Annotated in this window: 15 protein-coding genes; 8 read left to right on the plus strand and 7 right to left on the minus strand. The window is 62.4% G+C overall.

Annotated features, from left to right (window positions below):
* Window positions 1-17 precede the first annotated feature (17 nt).
* Complete coding sequence (locus tag SynA1528_RS02965) at window positions 18-557, plus strand: J domain-containing protein (protein ID WP_186587622.1); 540 nt, start codon at window positions 18-20, stop codon at window positions 555-557.
* Window positions 502-741, plus strand: coding sequence for a DUF3143 domain-containing protein (locus SynA1528_RS02970; RefSeq protein WP_353616629.1), 240 nt, complete (start codon window positions 502-504; stop codon window positions 739-741). Before SynA1528_RS02965 ends, SynA1528_RS02970 begins: the two co-directional genes overlap by 56 nt.
* A gap of 13 nt (window positions 742-754) precedes the next feature.
* On the opposite strand, the gene bioA is transcribed toward SynA1528_RS02970, so the two are convergent.
* Window positions 755-2065: an adenosylmethionine--8-amino-7-oxononanoate transaminase gene (bioA, locus tag SynA1528_RS02975; protein ID WP_186587624.1), complete on the minus strand. Its 1311-nt coding sequence runs from the start codon at window positions 2063-2065 to the stop codon at window positions 755-757.
* A gap of 29 nt (window positions 2066-2094) precedes the next feature.
* On the opposite strand from bioA, the gene SynA1528_RS02980 reads away from it, so the two are divergent.
* Window positions 2095-2370 (plus strand): hypothetical protein, encoded by a 276-nt coding sequence (locus SynA1528_RS02980; protein ID WP_186587625.1) that lies wholly within the window; start codon window positions 2095-2097, stop codon window positions 2368-2370.
* Here the strand turns inward: SynA1528_RS02980 and SynA1528_RS02985 are convergent, their stop codons facing one another.
* From SynA1528_RS02985 to SynA1528_RS03005, 5 genes are read right to left on the minus strand one after another with little or no spacing between them, the layout of a single operon-like run.
* Window positions 2371-2526, minus strand: coding sequence for a hypothetical protein (locus SynA1528_RS02985; RefSeq protein WP_186587626.1), 156 nt, complete (start codon window positions 2524-2526; stop codon window positions 2371-2373).
* Window positions 2523-3182, minus strand: a complete 660-nt coding sequence (gene bioD, locus SynA1528_RS02990) for a dethiobiotin synthase (RefSeq protein WP_186587627.1) — start codon at window positions 3180-3182, stop codon at window positions 2523-2525. Before bioD ends, SynA1528_RS02985 begins: the two co-directional genes overlap by 4 nt.
* Entirely contained in the window at window positions 3179-3925 is a 747-nt protein-coding gene (locus SynA1528_RS02995; RefSeq protein WP_186587628.1) for a methyltransferase domain-containing protein, read from the minus strand. Before SynA1528_RS02995 ends, bioD begins: the two co-directional genes overlap by 4 nt.
* Window positions 3922-4611, minus strand: coding sequence for an alpha/beta hydrolase (locus SynA1528_RS03000; RefSeq protein WP_186587629.1), 690 nt, complete (start codon window positions 4609-4611; stop codon window positions 3922-3924). The genes SynA1528_RS02995 and SynA1528_RS03000 overlap by 4 nt, the downstream gene beginning before the upstream one ends.
* On the minus strand, window positions 4608-5735 hold the full coding sequence (locus SynA1528_RS03005) for an aminotransferase class I/II-fold pyridoxal phosphate-dependent enzyme (protein WP_186587630.1): 1128 nt from the start codon (window positions 5733-5735) through the stop codon (window positions 4608-4610). Before SynA1528_RS03005 ends, SynA1528_RS03000 begins: the two co-directional genes overlap by 4 nt.
* A gap of 54 nt (window positions 5736-5789) precedes the next feature.
* Between SynA1528_RS03005 and SynA1528_RS03010 the strand changes: the two genes are divergently transcribed.
* Window positions 5790-6737, plus strand: a complete 948-nt coding sequence (locus SynA1528_RS03010) for a bile acid:sodium symporter family protein (protein WP_186587631.1) — start codon at window positions 5790-5792, stop codon at window positions 6735-6737.
* 27 nt (window positions 6738-6764) lie between these two features.
* Entirely contained in the window at window positions 6765-9494 is a 2730-nt protein-coding gene (locus tag SynA1528_RS03015) for a DEAD/DEAH box helicase (protein ID WP_186587632.1), read from the plus strand.
* A 2-nt stretch (window positions 9495-9496) separates the two neighbouring features.
* Here the strand turns inward: SynA1528_RS03015 and SynA1528_RS03020 are convergent, their stop codons facing one another.
* The gene (locus SynA1528_RS03020) at window positions 9497-10894 is read right to left on the minus strand and encodes a class II fumarate hydratase (protein WP_186587633.1); all 1398 of its coding nucleotides are present in this window, start codon (window positions 10892-10894) and stop codon (window positions 9497-9499) included.
* A gap of 34 nt (window positions 10895-10928) precedes the next feature.
* Here SynA1528_RS03020 and SynA1528_RS03025 point away from each other — a divergent pair, with 34 nt between their 5' ends.
* From SynA1528_RS03025 to SynA1528_RS03035, 3 genes are all read left to right on the plus strand, one after another.
* Window positions 10929-11498, plus strand: coding sequence for a DUF1997 domain-containing protein (locus tag SynA1528_RS03025; RefSeq protein ID WP_186587634.1), 570 nt, complete (start codon window positions 10929-10931; stop codon window positions 11496-11498).
* Window positions 11499-11521: 23 nt separating this feature from the next.
* On the plus strand, window positions 11522-12343 hold the full coding sequence (locus tag SynA1528_RS03030; RefSeq protein ID WP_186587635.1) for an ABC transporter permease: 822 nt from the start codon (window positions 11522-11524) through the stop codon (window positions 12341-12343).
* 292 nt (window positions 12344-12635) lie between these two features.
* On the plus strand, window positions 12636-13559 hold the full coding sequence (locus tag SynA1528_RS03035) for a KpsE/RkpR family capsule polysaccharide export protein (RefSeq protein WP_286187879.1): 924 nt from the start codon (window positions 12636-12638) through the stop codon (window positions 13557-13559).
* Window positions 13560-13696 lie beyond the last annotated feature (137 nt).

Genomic DNA, 13696 nt, shown 5'->3' on the forward strand with positions numbered 1-13696 from the left:
CGGCAACTCTCCCTAGGATGGATGACCGGCTGACCCCTGTGTCCGAGCGCGACCTCAGTCACTACGAGCGGTTGGGGGTGTCCGCCCAGGCGTCCCAGGCCAGCCTCCGGCAGGCCTTCCGCCGACGCAGCAAGGCACTGCATCCCGACACCACCACGCTCCCGGCGACTGAAGCGGCCAGGGACTTCCAGCGGCTGAAGGAGTCCTATGAGTTCCTCGCCGACCCCGTGCGCCGTCGTCTGTATGACGAGCAACTGCGGCAGCGCTTGCAACCACAGCGATCTCCCGCCCCGCAGCCCACCGAGGCCGTGGATGGATGGGATGGCATCGGCGAACGCCGCCCCCTCTCGGGGGGAGAGTGGACCGCATTGCTGTTGCTGGCCCTGGCGTTGCTGCTCAGCCTCATCGTGGGGCTTGGTGTTGCAGGGGTTCAGGGGCGAGCCTGGCAGGTGTCACCCGATTGGTTGTCCGATGTCTCCTCAGCCTCCATCGAACACCCCGTTGAATCAGCACTCCCTGAGGGCGCTGGAGGACTGGCTCAGCAGCCTCAACGCTGAGCGCATCGACGGCGATCCCTGTCGTTGGGCGCTCACCCGGCCTGACTGGTCTGCTGAGATCCGCCTTGAACGCGAAGACGTTGTGGTGATCTGGCAGCAACCCGGTGCTGAGGAGCGTCGCTGCTCACTGCCCTACGGCCTCTCCCGTGCTGATGTGACGGCAGCCATTCAGGCCGGACCCTGAGCCGCAACGGTCGTCAGATCTGATCCAGGGCCGTTGTGATGGCCCAATAGCACTGAGCCAGCTGATCGTCGCTGATGCACAGCGGTGGCAGCAGGTACACCACCTGTCCCAGGGGCCTTAAAAACACCCCATGCTCCAGGGCGATCCGTTTGATGGTCGGCCCGGCTGGATTGAGATAGCCGGCATCTCCGCTGACGCTGAGATCGAAGGCCGCCACGGTGCCGGTCAGGCGGCAGTGCTTCACCTTGGGGTGGCTCTGGAGTTGTTCCAGATGGGGACGATGTCGGGCCTCGAACCCCTGGAACTGCTCGGGGTTCTGCTCAAGAAGGTCAAGGCTGGCGTTGGCCGCGGCGCATCCCAGCGGATTGGCCGTGAAGCTGTGGCCGTGCCAGAGGGTCAGGCTGGGGTCTGCGCCAACAAAGGCCGAGAAGATCCGTTCGCTGGCCATGGTCACGCCCATGGGCAGACAACCCCCGGTCAGGCCTTTGGAGAGTGCCATCAGATCCGGCTGGATTCCGGCACGCCGGCAGGCGAACCAGTCGCCGCATCGCCCGAAGCCAGTCAGGACTTCATCCGCGAGCAGCAGTGCGCCTGATTGGCGCACCAGCGCCTCCACCTGTTGGAGAAAGCTGCCGCGCACCATCGTCATCCCGCCGGCGCCCTGCAGCAATGGCTCCAGGATCACCGCAGCGGTGGGCTGCTGCAGCGTGGTTTCCAGCACCGCCAGGGCAGCCTGCTCCCTGGCCTCCACGTCCGGGTCATCCCACCAGGTGGCGGGCCAGGGGCAGCGGGCAACGGGAAAGAGTTTGTCGTCGAAGGGTTCGCTGAACAGGTTGCGTTCGCCCACGGCCATGGCTCCGAAGGTGTCGCCGTGATATGCCCCGTCGAAAGCCACGATCTGGTGCCGCGGTTCGCCGCGGTTCACCCACCACTGACAAGCGATCTTCAACGCCACTTCCACAGCGGTGGAGCCGTTGTCGGAGAAAAACAGCCGATCGAGCCCCGTGATCTGGCTGAGCCGCTCGCCCAGGCGCTCCGCTGGCTCATGGGTGAAATCAGCGAAGATCACCTGCTCGAGGCGGGCTGCCTGATCGGCAATGGCCTTGGCCATCACTGGGTGACCGTGGCCGTGCAGCGTCACCCACCAGCTGCTGATGGCATCGATCAGGGGACGGCCCTGCTCGCGGAGCAACAGGGCACCTTCACCGGCGATGACCCGTTGTGGCAGCGCTGCTGAGGCGATCTGCGTGAACGGCGGCCAAAGGTTCGGATGTCGTGACTGATCAGCCGTTGTTCTCATGGCGGCCTGGGCGTCTCTTGTCATATTGGGTCTCGGAGCCGCAGTGCCATCCCATGGCCACAACGCGATCTCGACGGCTGTCGAAACGCTTTGTTCCTGCTGCTGGGGCTGGTCCCGAGGCGGTTGGCCTTGAGGGCCAGCGCAGCGAAGTGTTTGCAGAAGGTGGTTGGCCCTCCATTCGCGTGTTTCTGGAGATGAGGGGGTGGTCCCCCCTTCAGATTGATCAGATCCACGAACAGCTGCGTCAGGGTTGGCCGCTGTCCCAGGCCGTTCGTCAGGTGTCGATGCGGATGGGAACGTGTCCGCTGCGCTCGAAATCCCTCGGCTGATCAGCGGCAGACCTGACTGTTTTTCTGAGCCTCCGTGGCGATGGGGCCGCAGTTGACCCAACGCACCAGCAGCAGTTCAACATCGGTGAACAGCACCAGAATCCCCCCGCACAGGATCACCAGCACCAGGCTGATCAGCGATTGAGGTGGCTTCATGGCTGTTGGATGCCAAGCAGGTCCTGGAATTTAGAGCTCAAGTGCTGACGTCTCCATTCCCTGGCCAGTGATTCAGCCGTCAGAGGGGCGAGGGGCGGCAGATGAGCCAGAACCGGCACACCACCGAAGTGTTCAAGGGTGGCTGGGTTGTCGGCATGGGCGGGGCCGTTGAGGATCAGCCCCAGCACCGTCAACTGACGACGCTTGAGGGCCTCCAGGCTCAGCAGTGTGTGGTTCAGAGTTCCGAGCCCGCTGCGGGCCACCAGAACAATCGGCAGACCCCAGCGCTGCAGCTGGTCGATCTGCAGCCATTGCCGCGTCAAGGGCACCATCAGTCCGCCGGCGGTCTCCACCACCAGGGGCGCCGAGCAGTGAGGAACGACCAAGGCCTCGGGGTTGAGCATGGTGCTGTCCAGCTCAGCGGCCCAATGGGGCGATACCGGCTGTTGAAACGCATAGGCCTCGGGCAGCATGCGGTCAGGGGCGAGCTGAAGAAGGTCCTGCACCCGGCCGAGATCGCCGCCGTCCTCCAGTCCGCTCTGCACCGGCTTCCAGTAATGAGCGTTCAGCCCCTGCACCAGCCAGGCGCTGACGACGGTTTTGCCCACGTCGGTGTCCGTGCCGCAGACCACGATCTGGGGAGATGAATGGTTCATCGATTCAGCATCAGGCTCAGCACCTGCCAGGTGAGGGTCGGCGTTTCCGCATCGGGCCAGGCTCGCGCCAGACGACGCCACTGACCAGGTCCCAGGGCGGCATGCCGGCTGGTGCCGGCTCCGATGCTGGTCATCGGACGCAGCAGCTCCAGTGGCCGCTGGGCCCGGCGGCTGAAGCGATGCAGCCGTTGATGACGTACTGCCGAGGCAGGGAGAGCGTCCAACAGGTCATCGGCTCTTGGGAAGCGCAGTGCTGTGCAGGGCAGTTCGGCTCGTTCAGCGGCCTGATGCCATTGATGGAAACTGCCGGCTACAGGAACAGCAACGACCAGCCAGCCCCCTTGCCCAAGTTGTTCAAACCAATGCTGCAGACATCGCGTTGGCTCGCTCAGCCAGTGCAGAACGAAACTGGAACTCAGCAGCACCGGCGCTGAGCTCCAGGTCGGCAACGGCTGGTTCAGATCCACACAGCTGGTTTGGGCCGTTGGAGCATGGCGGCGGAGCATGGCGTCGCTGCCATCAAGCCGCAGCACCCTCTGGCCGGGATGCAGGCGTTCCAGATCATCCGCCAGTAAGCCGGTGCCACTGCCGAGATCCACCCAGAGCCCTCTGGGTATGGGCTGGCGACGGCAGCGCTCAGCCAGTTGCCTGGCCGTGGCGCGCTGGAGCCTGGCGGCGCCGTCGTACCGATCCGCGGATCGGCTGAAGCGCGCCACAACCCGTTGGCTCCAGGGATCGGTCATGGATGACCTGACCAGCGCAACACCAGATCCAGCACCGCCGGCGTCACCAGGGCATGCCCCTCATCAGGGCGGAAAACGTGGTCGGTCCGCGCCATGTTCAGAGCCTGCAGCAGTTGGGTTCGGCTCTCCGGGCAGACGATCGCGTCCTGCTCCCCTTGCACCACCAGAACCTTGGCTGCCTCGGGCCAGCCTTTCGGCAGGTCTCGACACTGCTGAAGCAGGGCCAGATCCTGCTGAAGCCGTTGGCGGCCTGGGGGATCCAACCCCTGCAGCAGTGCATTGTTTGGCAGAGCCGAGAGCGGCAGGGGTGAGGCGCAGCGGGTCAGGAACTTGCGCAACATCCCTGCCTCCTCCGCTGTCCCCAAGCTGGAGGCCATGCCCTTGAGCGCCACAGCCAGCGCCCGTCCTGCGGCGCCTGCGGGCACGAAGGCGGTAAAACCCGCCAGGCTCACCACGGCATCCGCCCTTTGCAGGATGGTCTCCGGCAGGAGATGGATCCCTAGGGAGTGGGCGATCACCAGACGCCGACCCGGCTGCTCAGTCCAGGCCGGCCGGCGGGGTTCCCGCTGTCCATAGCCCCGTTCCAGCGCATCCCAGTGCCAGCCCTCGGCCTCAAACCGCCGCTGCCAGGCCCGCCACACCGTTGCATCCCCGGCCCAGCCATGGGCGGCGATCACCTGATTCATGGGCAGGGGAGGGCCTTCAGCAGCTGCTCCACCGTCTCATCCGGCAGGTCGCGTCGCAGCACCAGCCGCAGCCGTGCGGTCCCTTCCGGAACGGTGGGCGGCCGGATCGCGACACAGAGCAATCCGTTGTCCTCCAGACCTGCCTGACCGGCAAGGGCCGCTGCATCGTCGCCCAACAGCAGGGGCAGCACAGGTCCCAGCCCCGCAGGCCGTGTCCAGCCTTCGCTTTCCAGGGCATCCCTCCAGCGGCTCGCCCGCTGCTGCAGTTGTCGGCTCCAGTGCGGATGGGATCGGATCAGGTTCAGCGCCGCCTGGGCTCCGGCTACCAGGGGTGGAGCCAACGCCGTGGTGTAGCGGAAGGCGCCACTGGTCTGCAGCAAGACGTCGCCGAGGTCGGCATCACAGGCCAGGAAGGCCCCGCCACTGCCGAAGGCTTTCCCGAAGGTCCCGCTGATCAGACGCACCGGTTCGATGCCGAAGCAGAGGCCACGACCCTCCGGACCCAGGACCCCGAGGGCATGGGCTTCATCCATCAGAAGATCCGCCCCAAAGCGCTGGCACAGCACAGCCAGCGCGGCCACATCGGGACTGGTGCCCTCCATGCTGAACAGGCTTTCGCTGAGCACCACCACGGATCCCGGCTGGCCGGCCAACGCCTCAAGCCGCCGCTCGAGATCCGTCAGGTCGTTGTGCTGGAAGCGCTGCAGACGGGCACCGCTGGCCCGCACTCCCACCAGCAGCGAGTGGTGAATCAGTCGATCGGCCAGCACGGTGGTGTGCCGGTTGGCCAGCACGCTGACGGCTGCGAGGTTCGCCTGGAAGCCGCTGGGAAACAGCAGCACGCAGGCGCGTCCAAGCCACTCGGCCAGATCGGCCTCCAGATGGGCGTGACGGGGCCTGCTGCCGGTGACCAGGCGTGAGGCGCCGGCCCCGACTCCATCGTTGCGAAGAGCTTCGCTGGCCGCTTCGATCACCTCCGGATGACGGCTGAGGCCGAGGTAATCGTTGCTGGCCAGATCCAGTAAAGGGGGTTGCTCGGTCTGAGCCCGCTGCAGGGTCCACGGCAGATCACCGCTGCTCCAGCTGTGAAGCGTGCGTCGGCGTGCGGGGTCCAGGGAAGCCATGGCTCCAGTCTGGGCGGTCACTGGGGATCAGGATGGGCGTTTCACTGGCCGGTGATGTCCCTCGAGCGATTCACCACGTTGTTTCCGCTCTGGACGCTGTTGGGATCACTGCTGGCGTTGGTGCACCCCCCTCTGTTCAGCTGGTTCCGGGGACCGTTGATCACCATCGGGCTGGGTTTGATCATGCTGGGCATGGGCCTCGGCCTGGCGCCGCGCGACTTCCTGCGGGTCAGCCGACAGCCTGGAACGGCGACCGTGGGGTTGATCTCCCAGTTCCTGGTGATGCCGACCTTGGCGGCGGCCATCGCCATGGTGTTGCAGCTGCCCACACCGTTGGCTGTCGGTCTGATCTTGGTGGGCTGTTGTCCGGGGGGGACCGCCAGCAATGTGGTGACGCTGATTGCCAAGGGGGATGTGGCCTTATCGGTGGTGATGACCAGCATCAGCACCGTGGCGGCTGTGGTGCTGACGCCACGACTGACGGACGTTCTGGCCAGCCAGTACGTGCCGGTGGATGGCGGGTTGCTGCTGCTGCGGGTGCTGCAGGTGGTGCTGGTGCCTGTGACCTGTGGGGTGCTGCTGAAACAGGGATTGCCGAGGTTGGCCAGCCGTGTGGAGCCGGCCATGCCTCCAATTGCGGTGGTCGCCATCGTTCTGATCGTGGCCAGCGTGGTGGGAAGTCAGCGTCAGCTGCTGCTCGAGCAGGGGGCGCTGTTGCTGCTGGCCTGTCTACTGCTCCACGGCGGAGGGTTTCTGCTGGGTTTCCTGATGGCTCGAATGGCGGGGGCCTCCAGCCAGGCCCAGCGCACCATCAGCATTGAAGTGGGCATGCAGAATTCCGGGCTGGCGGTCGTCCTGGCCCGCAGTGGTGGTTTCGCAAGTCCTCTCACGGCGCTGCCAGGAGCAATCTCAGCGGTGGTCCACTGCCTGCTTGGCAGCGCGCTGGCTGCCCTGTGGCGTCGATCAGGCCGCGAAGAAGTCTGGAGCAGTCCACCTCCCTAGGATTCAGGAAGGTGTTCAGGGCCCGTGATGGCTGCGTCCGGCCTCGACCCAACAACGATCTTTCCCTTCCCGCTGGACGACTTCCAGCTGGAGGCCATCGATGCGCTGAACCAGGGCCATTCGGTGGTGGTGAGTGCCCCCACGGGGTCCGGTAAGACCCTGGTGGGGGAGTACGCCATCCATCGGGCCCTCGCCCATGGACAGAAGGTGTTCTACACAACGCCACTCAAGGCGTTGTCCAACCAGAAACTGCGCGACTTCCGGGAGGCCTACGGCGAGGACAACGTCGGGTTGATGACCGGTGACTTCAGCGTCAACCGTGAGGCCTCCATCGTTGTGATGACCACGGAGATCTTCCGCAACATGCTCTATGCGGAAGCCAGTGAGCACGACGACCCGCTGGCGGACGTGGAAGCCGTGGTGCTGGACGAGTGCCACTACATGAACGACTCCCAGCGCGGCACGGTCTGGGAGGAATCCATCATTCACTGCCCACCCTCGGTGCAGCTGGTGGCTCTGTCGGCGACGGTGGCCAACGCAGTGCAGCTCACCGATTGGATCGAGAAGGTGCATGGTCCGACGACCCTGGTGCTCAGCGATCACCGGCCGGTGCCGCTGCAGTTCAGCTTCTGCAGTGCCAAGGGCTTGCATCCGCTTCTCAATGAGGCGGGAACCGGACTCCACCCCAATTGCAAGGTCTGGCGTGCGCCGAAGGGGCACAAACGCAAGGGACGTTCCGCCAAGCCTCCTCAGCCTGAGCCGCCACCGATCAGCTTCGTGGTGGCGCAGATGGCGGAACGGGACATGCTCCCCGCCATCTATTTCATTTTCAGCCGCCGTGGTTGCGACAAGGCCGTGCGTGATCTCGGCATTCAGTGTCTGGTCAACAAGGAGGAGCAGGCCCGGATCCGGGCACGATTGACGGCTTACAGCAATGACAACCCTGAGGCGGTGCGGGATGGCATCCATGCCGATGCCCTGCTGAGGGGAATCGCCGCCCACCATGCCGGCGTCCTTCCGGCCTGGAAGGAATTGATTGAAGAGCTGTTCCAGCAGGGCCTGGTCAAGGTGGTCTTCGCGACGGAAACCCTGGCTGCCGGTATCAACATGCCGGCCCGCACCACCGTGATCGCGGCTTTGTCCAAACGCACGGAACGGGGCCATCGTCCGCTGATGGGCAGTGAGTTCCTGCAGATGGCCGGTCGCGCCGGGCGTCGCGGCCTGGATTCAAAGGGCTACGTCGTCACCGTTCAGAGCCGCTTCGAAGGCGTTCGGGAAGCGGGGCAGCTGGCCACCAGCCCTGCGGATCCGCTAGTCAGTCAGTTCACCCCCAGTTACGGCATGGTGCTGAACCTGCTGCAGCGCCATGACCTCAACAAGGCACGGGAATTGGTGGAGCGCAGTTTCGGGCGCTATCTGGCCAGCCTGGATCTGGTGGAGGAAGAGGAGATGCTGTCCCAACTGAGGCTGCAGCTCGGACAGCTTGAGGGGGTGGCAGGGGACATCCCCTGGGAGGACTTCGAGGAGTACGAAAAGCTCCGAGGCCGTCTGCGGGAGGAGCGGCGACTGCTGCGGATTCTGCAGCAACAGGCTGAAGAGACCCTGGCCAACGAACTCACCCTGGCGTTGCAGTTCGCCAGCACCGGCACGCTGGTGAGCCTCAAATCACCGCAGCTGCGCGGCAAGGTGACCCCCGCCGTGATCGTCGACAAAGTGGACGGCCCCGGTCAGTTCCCGCTGCTGCTCTGCCTCAGCGATGAGAACGTCTGGCTGCTGTTGCCGTGTCAGTCCGTCGTCAGCATTCATGCCGAACTGAGCTGTCTGCAGGTGGATGGGGTTGCCTCCCCTGACCTGCACAGGGCTGGTGAAATGCGCCATGGCGATCAGGCCAGTGGTGGATTGGCCCTGGCGGTGGCCCACATGGCCCGTCGTCATGACATGACCACGCCTCAGTACGACCTGGCCGGCGAAGTGCTGACCCAGGCCCGACTGGTGCAGTCCCTGGAACAGGAGCAGGAAGCCCATCCCGCCCATCGCTGGGGTGATCGCAAGCAGTTGAAGAAACATCGGCGCCGGATGGAGGAGCTGGAACAGGAGATCGAGGAGCGTCAGCGGCTGCTGCACCATCGCTCCAACCGCCACTGGGAAACCTTCCTGGCGTTGCTCGAGATTCTTCAGCAGTTCGGCTGCCTTGAGGAGCTGATGCCCACGGAGATTGGCCGGACCGTGGCCGCCCTGCGCGGTGACAACGAGCTTTGGCTGGGCCTGGCTTTGATGAGCGGCCATCTCGACGACCTCTCACCGCCGGATCTGGCAGCGGTGTTCGAAGCGATCAGCACGGAAGTGAACCGGCCTGATCTCTGGAGTGGTTTTCCTCCCCCTCCAGCTGCGGAAGAGGCGCTGCACGATCTCTCGGGATTGCGGCGGGAGTTGTTGCGGGCTCAGGAGCGTCTGAGTGTGGTGGTGCCGGCCTGGTGGGAGCCGGAGTTGATGGGGCTGGTGGAGGCCTGGGCTAGGGGAACGGACTGGTCCGACCTGATCGCCAACACCTCGCTGGATGAAGGGGATGTGGTGCGGATCATGCGCCGCACCGTGGACCTTCTGGCTCAGGTTCCCTACTGCGAAGCGATCAGTGAGCAGCTGCGCAGCCATGCCCGTCAGGCCCTGCGTGCGATCAACCGGTTCCCGGTGGCGGAGGCCGAGGACCTGCTCAAACAGGTCAGCGAGCAGAACCCCGCCACCGAACGGGCGGCCTGAGCTCAGCGGTGGGGGGAGGCCATGGCGGCTGGATCGATCAACTGGTCAAAGCGTTCGGCGGTGATGGCACCGGATTGAAGGGCGGCCTCCCGCAGCGTTAGCCCCTCACGGTGGGCATGCTGGGCGATGGCGCAGGCCTTTTCGTAGCCGATCTCCGGCGTCAGAGCCGTCACCAACATCAGGGATCGCTCCAGGTAGAACGCGATCCGCTCACGGTCTGGTTCCATCCCACTGACCAGATTCAGCCGGAAACACCGGCAGGCGTCCTGCAGCAGACGGATCCCCTCGATCAGATTGAAGCCGATCAGGGGTTTGTAGACGTTCATCTGCAGATGCCCGCCGGCCCCGGCCGCTGCCACGGCGGCATCCATGCCGATCACCTGGGTGCAGACCATGGCCATGGCCTCGCACTGGGTGGGATTCACCTTGCCGGGCATGATCGAGCTGCCCGGTTCATTGGCCGGCAGCAGCAGTTCCCCCAGCCCAGCTCTGGGGCCGCAGGCCAGCAGGCGGATGTCATTGGCGATCGTGAGCAGCGTCACGGCCAGACGCCGCAGTTGTGCCATGGCCTGCACCAGAGCGTCATGGCCCGCCATCACGGCAAAGAGATTCTCGGCCGGTTGAAATTCGGATCCGGTGCGGTTGGCGAGTTCAGCACAAACCTCGTGCGCAAATCGTTCCGGCGTGTTTAAACCACTGCCGACGGCTGTTCCCCCTAGCGGTAGAGCTAGAAGCTTGTCCTGGGCTGCGCTCAGCCATTGGGCGCCGTCCCGGACCCTGTCGCGCCAGGCGCTGACTTCATCGCCGAGGCGCAGCGGCACTGCGTCCTGCAGATGGGTTCGTCCGATCTTGATGATGTCCCGCCAGGCATCGGCCTTGGCATCGAGACTGGCGATCAGCTGATTCAGCTCCGGCAGCAGCGTCTGCTTCAGCTGCAGAGCAGCTGCCACATGGATTGCAGCAGGGAAGACGTCGTTCGTCGACTGGGATCTGTTGATGTGGTCGTTGGGATGGAGGGGACGGTGCGAGCCGAGGCTCTCCCCGGATTGCTGGGCGGCGAGGTTGCTAATCACCTCATTCACGTTCATGTTCGTCTGGGTGCCGCTGCCGGTCTGCCAGACACTTAAGGGGAATTGATCGTCATGCTGTCCTGTTTGGATCGCCTCACCAGCCCGTTCGATCAAGGCAACCTGCTGGTCGTTCAACAGACCATGGCGACCGTTCACGGCTGCGCAGCACTGTTTGATTTGAGCCAGAGCATGAATCAGCTCCGCTGGAATTTTCTGATGACCGATGGCGAAGTTGTTAATAGAGCGCTGGGTCTGGGCTCCCCAGAGCGCCGCAGCGGGGACGTCGACAGTGCCGATGCTGTCGTGTTCATGCCTGATCGGTTGGCCCATCTGACAATGCCGGTCCAAGTCGGCAATCGTATGCATGCGTATGTCCTTCATCTGCCTTGCCGAGGCCAGCCATCACTGCACGGTTGCGCTGCCCGGTGGCGATCAGGCTGTGCTGCAGCGGTTTCTGCAGCGCCCGAAGCGCTCGATGGCCGCTCTGCTTACCCGCCAGCGGATGGAGAGTCAGGGCGATGGGCGTTTCCTCTATTCCTCCCGACCGTTTCAAATCCTGCGGTTTGAAATCACACCGGAGGTGCTGTTTTCCGCGCAGTGGTCGGATCCAGCTCAAGCACTTGAGATTGCCTTTGAGGACTGCCGGATTCATGGCCTCGGCGCCATGCAGAGCGCCATTCGGTTTGAGTGTGTGGCGTTGCTTGCTCCCCAAGGGGAGTGTGTTGAAGCCCAGGCGCGGGCGGCGATTTTGCTGTCGTCGGACAGTCCGTTGATTGCGCTGCCGTCCGGTCTGCGCCAACGCCTGGCTCAGCAGGCTTTGCAGCTGGTATTCGCGCGGCTCGAACGGCGCTGCCAAGAGGGTCTGAGACGGGCCTTGCTGGATTGGATCGTTAAGGATGCTTCCGCGCGTTCCAATGTCAAGCATGAGAGTTAAACTCCCGGGATGCATCCGGAGACATGAGCAACACGCAGCCCGGGCTTGTGGGGAGGTTCCAGTCAACGATTGATCGTCTTTGGCTGCAAATCAGAATTGTTCTGGCGCTTTCTGAAACTGAATTCGTTCTCAGGGCGGAAAAGGGATCCTTTGGAGTGTGGGGGGTCTTGTTTGAGCCCTTGGCGTTGATGATGACCCTGTTAGCGCTCAGGATTTTGATCCGTTTGAAGTCCACTGATCTGCTGAATCCTGTGGTCTGGCTTATTTGCGGGGTCGCGCTTCTTTATATGTTCAGAAAAATAGGAATCAAGGCCCTTACAGGGGTTTCAAAGCGCCAAAAATTCTTTTTTTATCGTCGCATCCGTCCCTTAGACACGTTGCTGGCTTCAGCCTTGATTGAAGCAAGAATCCATGGTTCAGTTCTGGTACTTGTTTTCCTAAGTGTTTCATTCTGGAATTGGCAGATCAAGCTGGATAATCCTGCCCTTGTGCTTGTTGACTTCCTCTTGACAATTGCTCTCGGATTGGGAGTAGGGATCAGCGCTTTGGTGATCGGCCATCGCATACCAATCGTTAAAACCTTGACAAAATTTGGGATTAACCGCCTCGTGCTCTGGACCTCTGGAATTTTCTATGCCACCTACACACTTCCAGGCCCAATTCGTCCTTTTGTGACGTGGAACCCCTTACTCCACTCCGTTGAATTGTTGCGACATGGAATTAATCTGGCCTATCCAATACCCGGTATCAGCTTGCAGTATCTGTTCGTGTGTAGTTCTCTGAGCTGCGGTTTTGGACTACTGTTCTATTTCTTCAACGAGGCTCTCCTGCTCTCCGATGACTGAACAGCCTCGTGTCAGACAGACGACCGGACTGCTGCCGAAATTCGGAGAAGGTACACGCTGGTTCGATAGCTTCGCTGGCGATGCTGCTTCTTCCGTCACGCCAAGGGTTCGTTCTGGGCTGAACGGGACATTCAGGGATCTGTTCAATTCGAGCACATTAGCTGCAGCATTCGTCGTCATTTCGGCGGTGTATTGCTTTGGGATCGGCCGTGATCGCTATCAAGCGACGTCGGAATTCGTGATCAAGCAGCCGCTACCCCCTGCGACTGCTTCCACCACAGTCCTCGGTTCGATGCAGAGCTCCAGCGTGCTCTCGTCTCTAGAGGATGGTCGCTATCTGCAGGTCTACCTGAAATCCAATGCTGTGAAGCAGGCGGTTTTCCCTGATCCCTCAGCTTTCAAGTCGATTTATGCCCCGCAGGCTCCAGATCAATGGAGTGGCTTGCCAGGTGATGCCAATGAGCAGGAGCAGCTCTCGTTCTTCCGCCAGCAGCTCGATGTGATTCCCCAGGAGCTATCTGGGACCATCGTTCTATCCACGAGTGCTTTCACGGCAGACGATGCCTATCGTTTGAACCGCGATCTCCTGAAACAGGCACAGCGCTTCGTCAATGAGGTCAATCAGTCGATCAGTGCCGATCAGCAGAGCTTTGCTGAGGAACAGGTTGCTTTCGCAAAGAACCGTTTGACCACGGCCACCAATGCGCTGGAAGCCTTTCAGGATCGTTATGGCCAATTGGATCCTCTGGGAGAACAGTCGGCCACCACAGGCTTCATCACTGGCTTGGAATCGCGGCTGGTTGATCTGAAGGTCGAGGAAGCCAGCCTTCGACGCCAGTTCCGTGATCCCAATGCTCCAGAAGTTGCTTTTGTTGCCGACCAGGTGCGTGAGCTCGAGCGTCAGATTCAGGAGGAGCGCCAGAAGGCCGTTGGGGCCGGAGGACGTGATCTGAACAAACTTGCCACGCAAGCAAGTCGTCTCCAGGGAGATGTGAATTTCGCTAGGGAATCCTTGCGTTCAGCCATGCGCGCGGCTGACAACAGCCGTATGGAGAGCCAGCGTCAGTTGAAATTCATCGTGATGCTGAGCAAGCCGCAGATGCCCACAGGACCCGAAATCTCATGGCGTTGGAAGGCCTTCCTGTCGTGCCTTGGGGTTCTGATCGTGGTCTGGGGTGTTGGGGGTTTCATGCTGACAGCATTGAGGCGCGATTAAAATCAATTTTAGTTAATACTTTTATGCGGATTGATCTTTATTTTGATCATCGGGCCAGCGTATAAAGCGTTTTTAGGGATGAATGAAAAATATTAACTCCGAGTTTATTGATTATGTTTTCGTCGAGCATACTTTTT

Source organism: Synechococcus sp. A15-28 (genome assembly GCF_014280175.1).
Classification (GTDB): Bacteria; Cyanobacteriota; Cyanobacteriia; order PCC-6307; family Cyanobiaceae; genus Parasynechococcus.

Coding starts and splice junctions, on each gene's coding strand:
- SynA1528_RS02965 (WP_186587622.1), top strand. CDS start 18: ATGGATGACCGGCTGACCCCTGTGTCCGAGCGCGACCTCAGTCACTAC.
- bioA (WP_186587624.1), bottom strand. CDS start 2,065: ATGACAAGAGACGCCCAGGCCGCCATGAGAACAACGGCTGATCAGTCA.
- SynA1528_RS02980 (WP_186587625.1), top strand. CDS start 2,095: ATGGCCACAACGCGATCTCGACGGCTGTCGAAACGCTTTGTTCCTGCT.
- SynA1528_RS02985 (WP_186587626.1), bottom strand. CDS start 2,526: ATGAAGCCACCTCAATCGCTGATCAGCCTGGTGCTGGTGATCCTGTGC.
- bioD (WP_186587627.1), bottom strand. CDS start 3,182: ATGAACCATTCATCTCCCCAGATCGTGGTCTGCGGCACGGACACCGAC.
- SynA1528_RS02995 (WP_186587628.1), bottom strand. CDS start 3,925: ATGACCGATCCCTGGAGCCAACGGGTTGTGGCGCGCTTCAGCCGATCC.
- SynA1528_RS03000 (WP_186587629.1), bottom strand. CDS start 4,611: ATGAATCAGGTGATCGCCGCCCATGGCTGGGCCGGGGATGCAACGGTG.
- SynA1528_RS03005 (WP_186587630.1), bottom strand. CDS start 5,735: ATGGCTTCCCTGGACCCCGCACGCCGACGCACGCTTCACAGCTGGAGC.
- SynA1528_RS03010 (WP_186587631.1), top strand. CDS start 5,790: ATGTCCCTCGAGCGATTCACCACGTTGTTTCCGCTCTGGACGCTGTTG.
- SynA1528_RS03015 (WP_186587632.1), top strand. CDS start 6,765: ATGGCTGCGTCCGGCCTCGACCCAACAACGATCTTTCCCTTCCCGCTG.
- SynA1528_RS03020 (WP_186587633.1), bottom strand. CDS start 10,894: ATGGGCCAACCGATCAGGCATGAACACGACAGCATCGGCACTGTCGAC.
- SynA1528_RS03025 (WP_186587634.1), top strand. CDS start 10,929: ATGCGTATGTCCTTCATCTGCCTTGCCGAGGCCAGCCATCACTGCACG.
- SynA1528_RS03030 (WP_186587635.1), top strand. CDS start 11,522: ATGAGCAACACGCAGCCCGGGCTTGTGGGGAGGTTCCAGTCAACGATT.
- SynA1528_RS03035 (WP_286187879.1), top strand. CDS start 12,636: ATGCAGAGCTCCAGCGTGCTCTCGTCTCTAGAGGATGGTCGCTATCTG.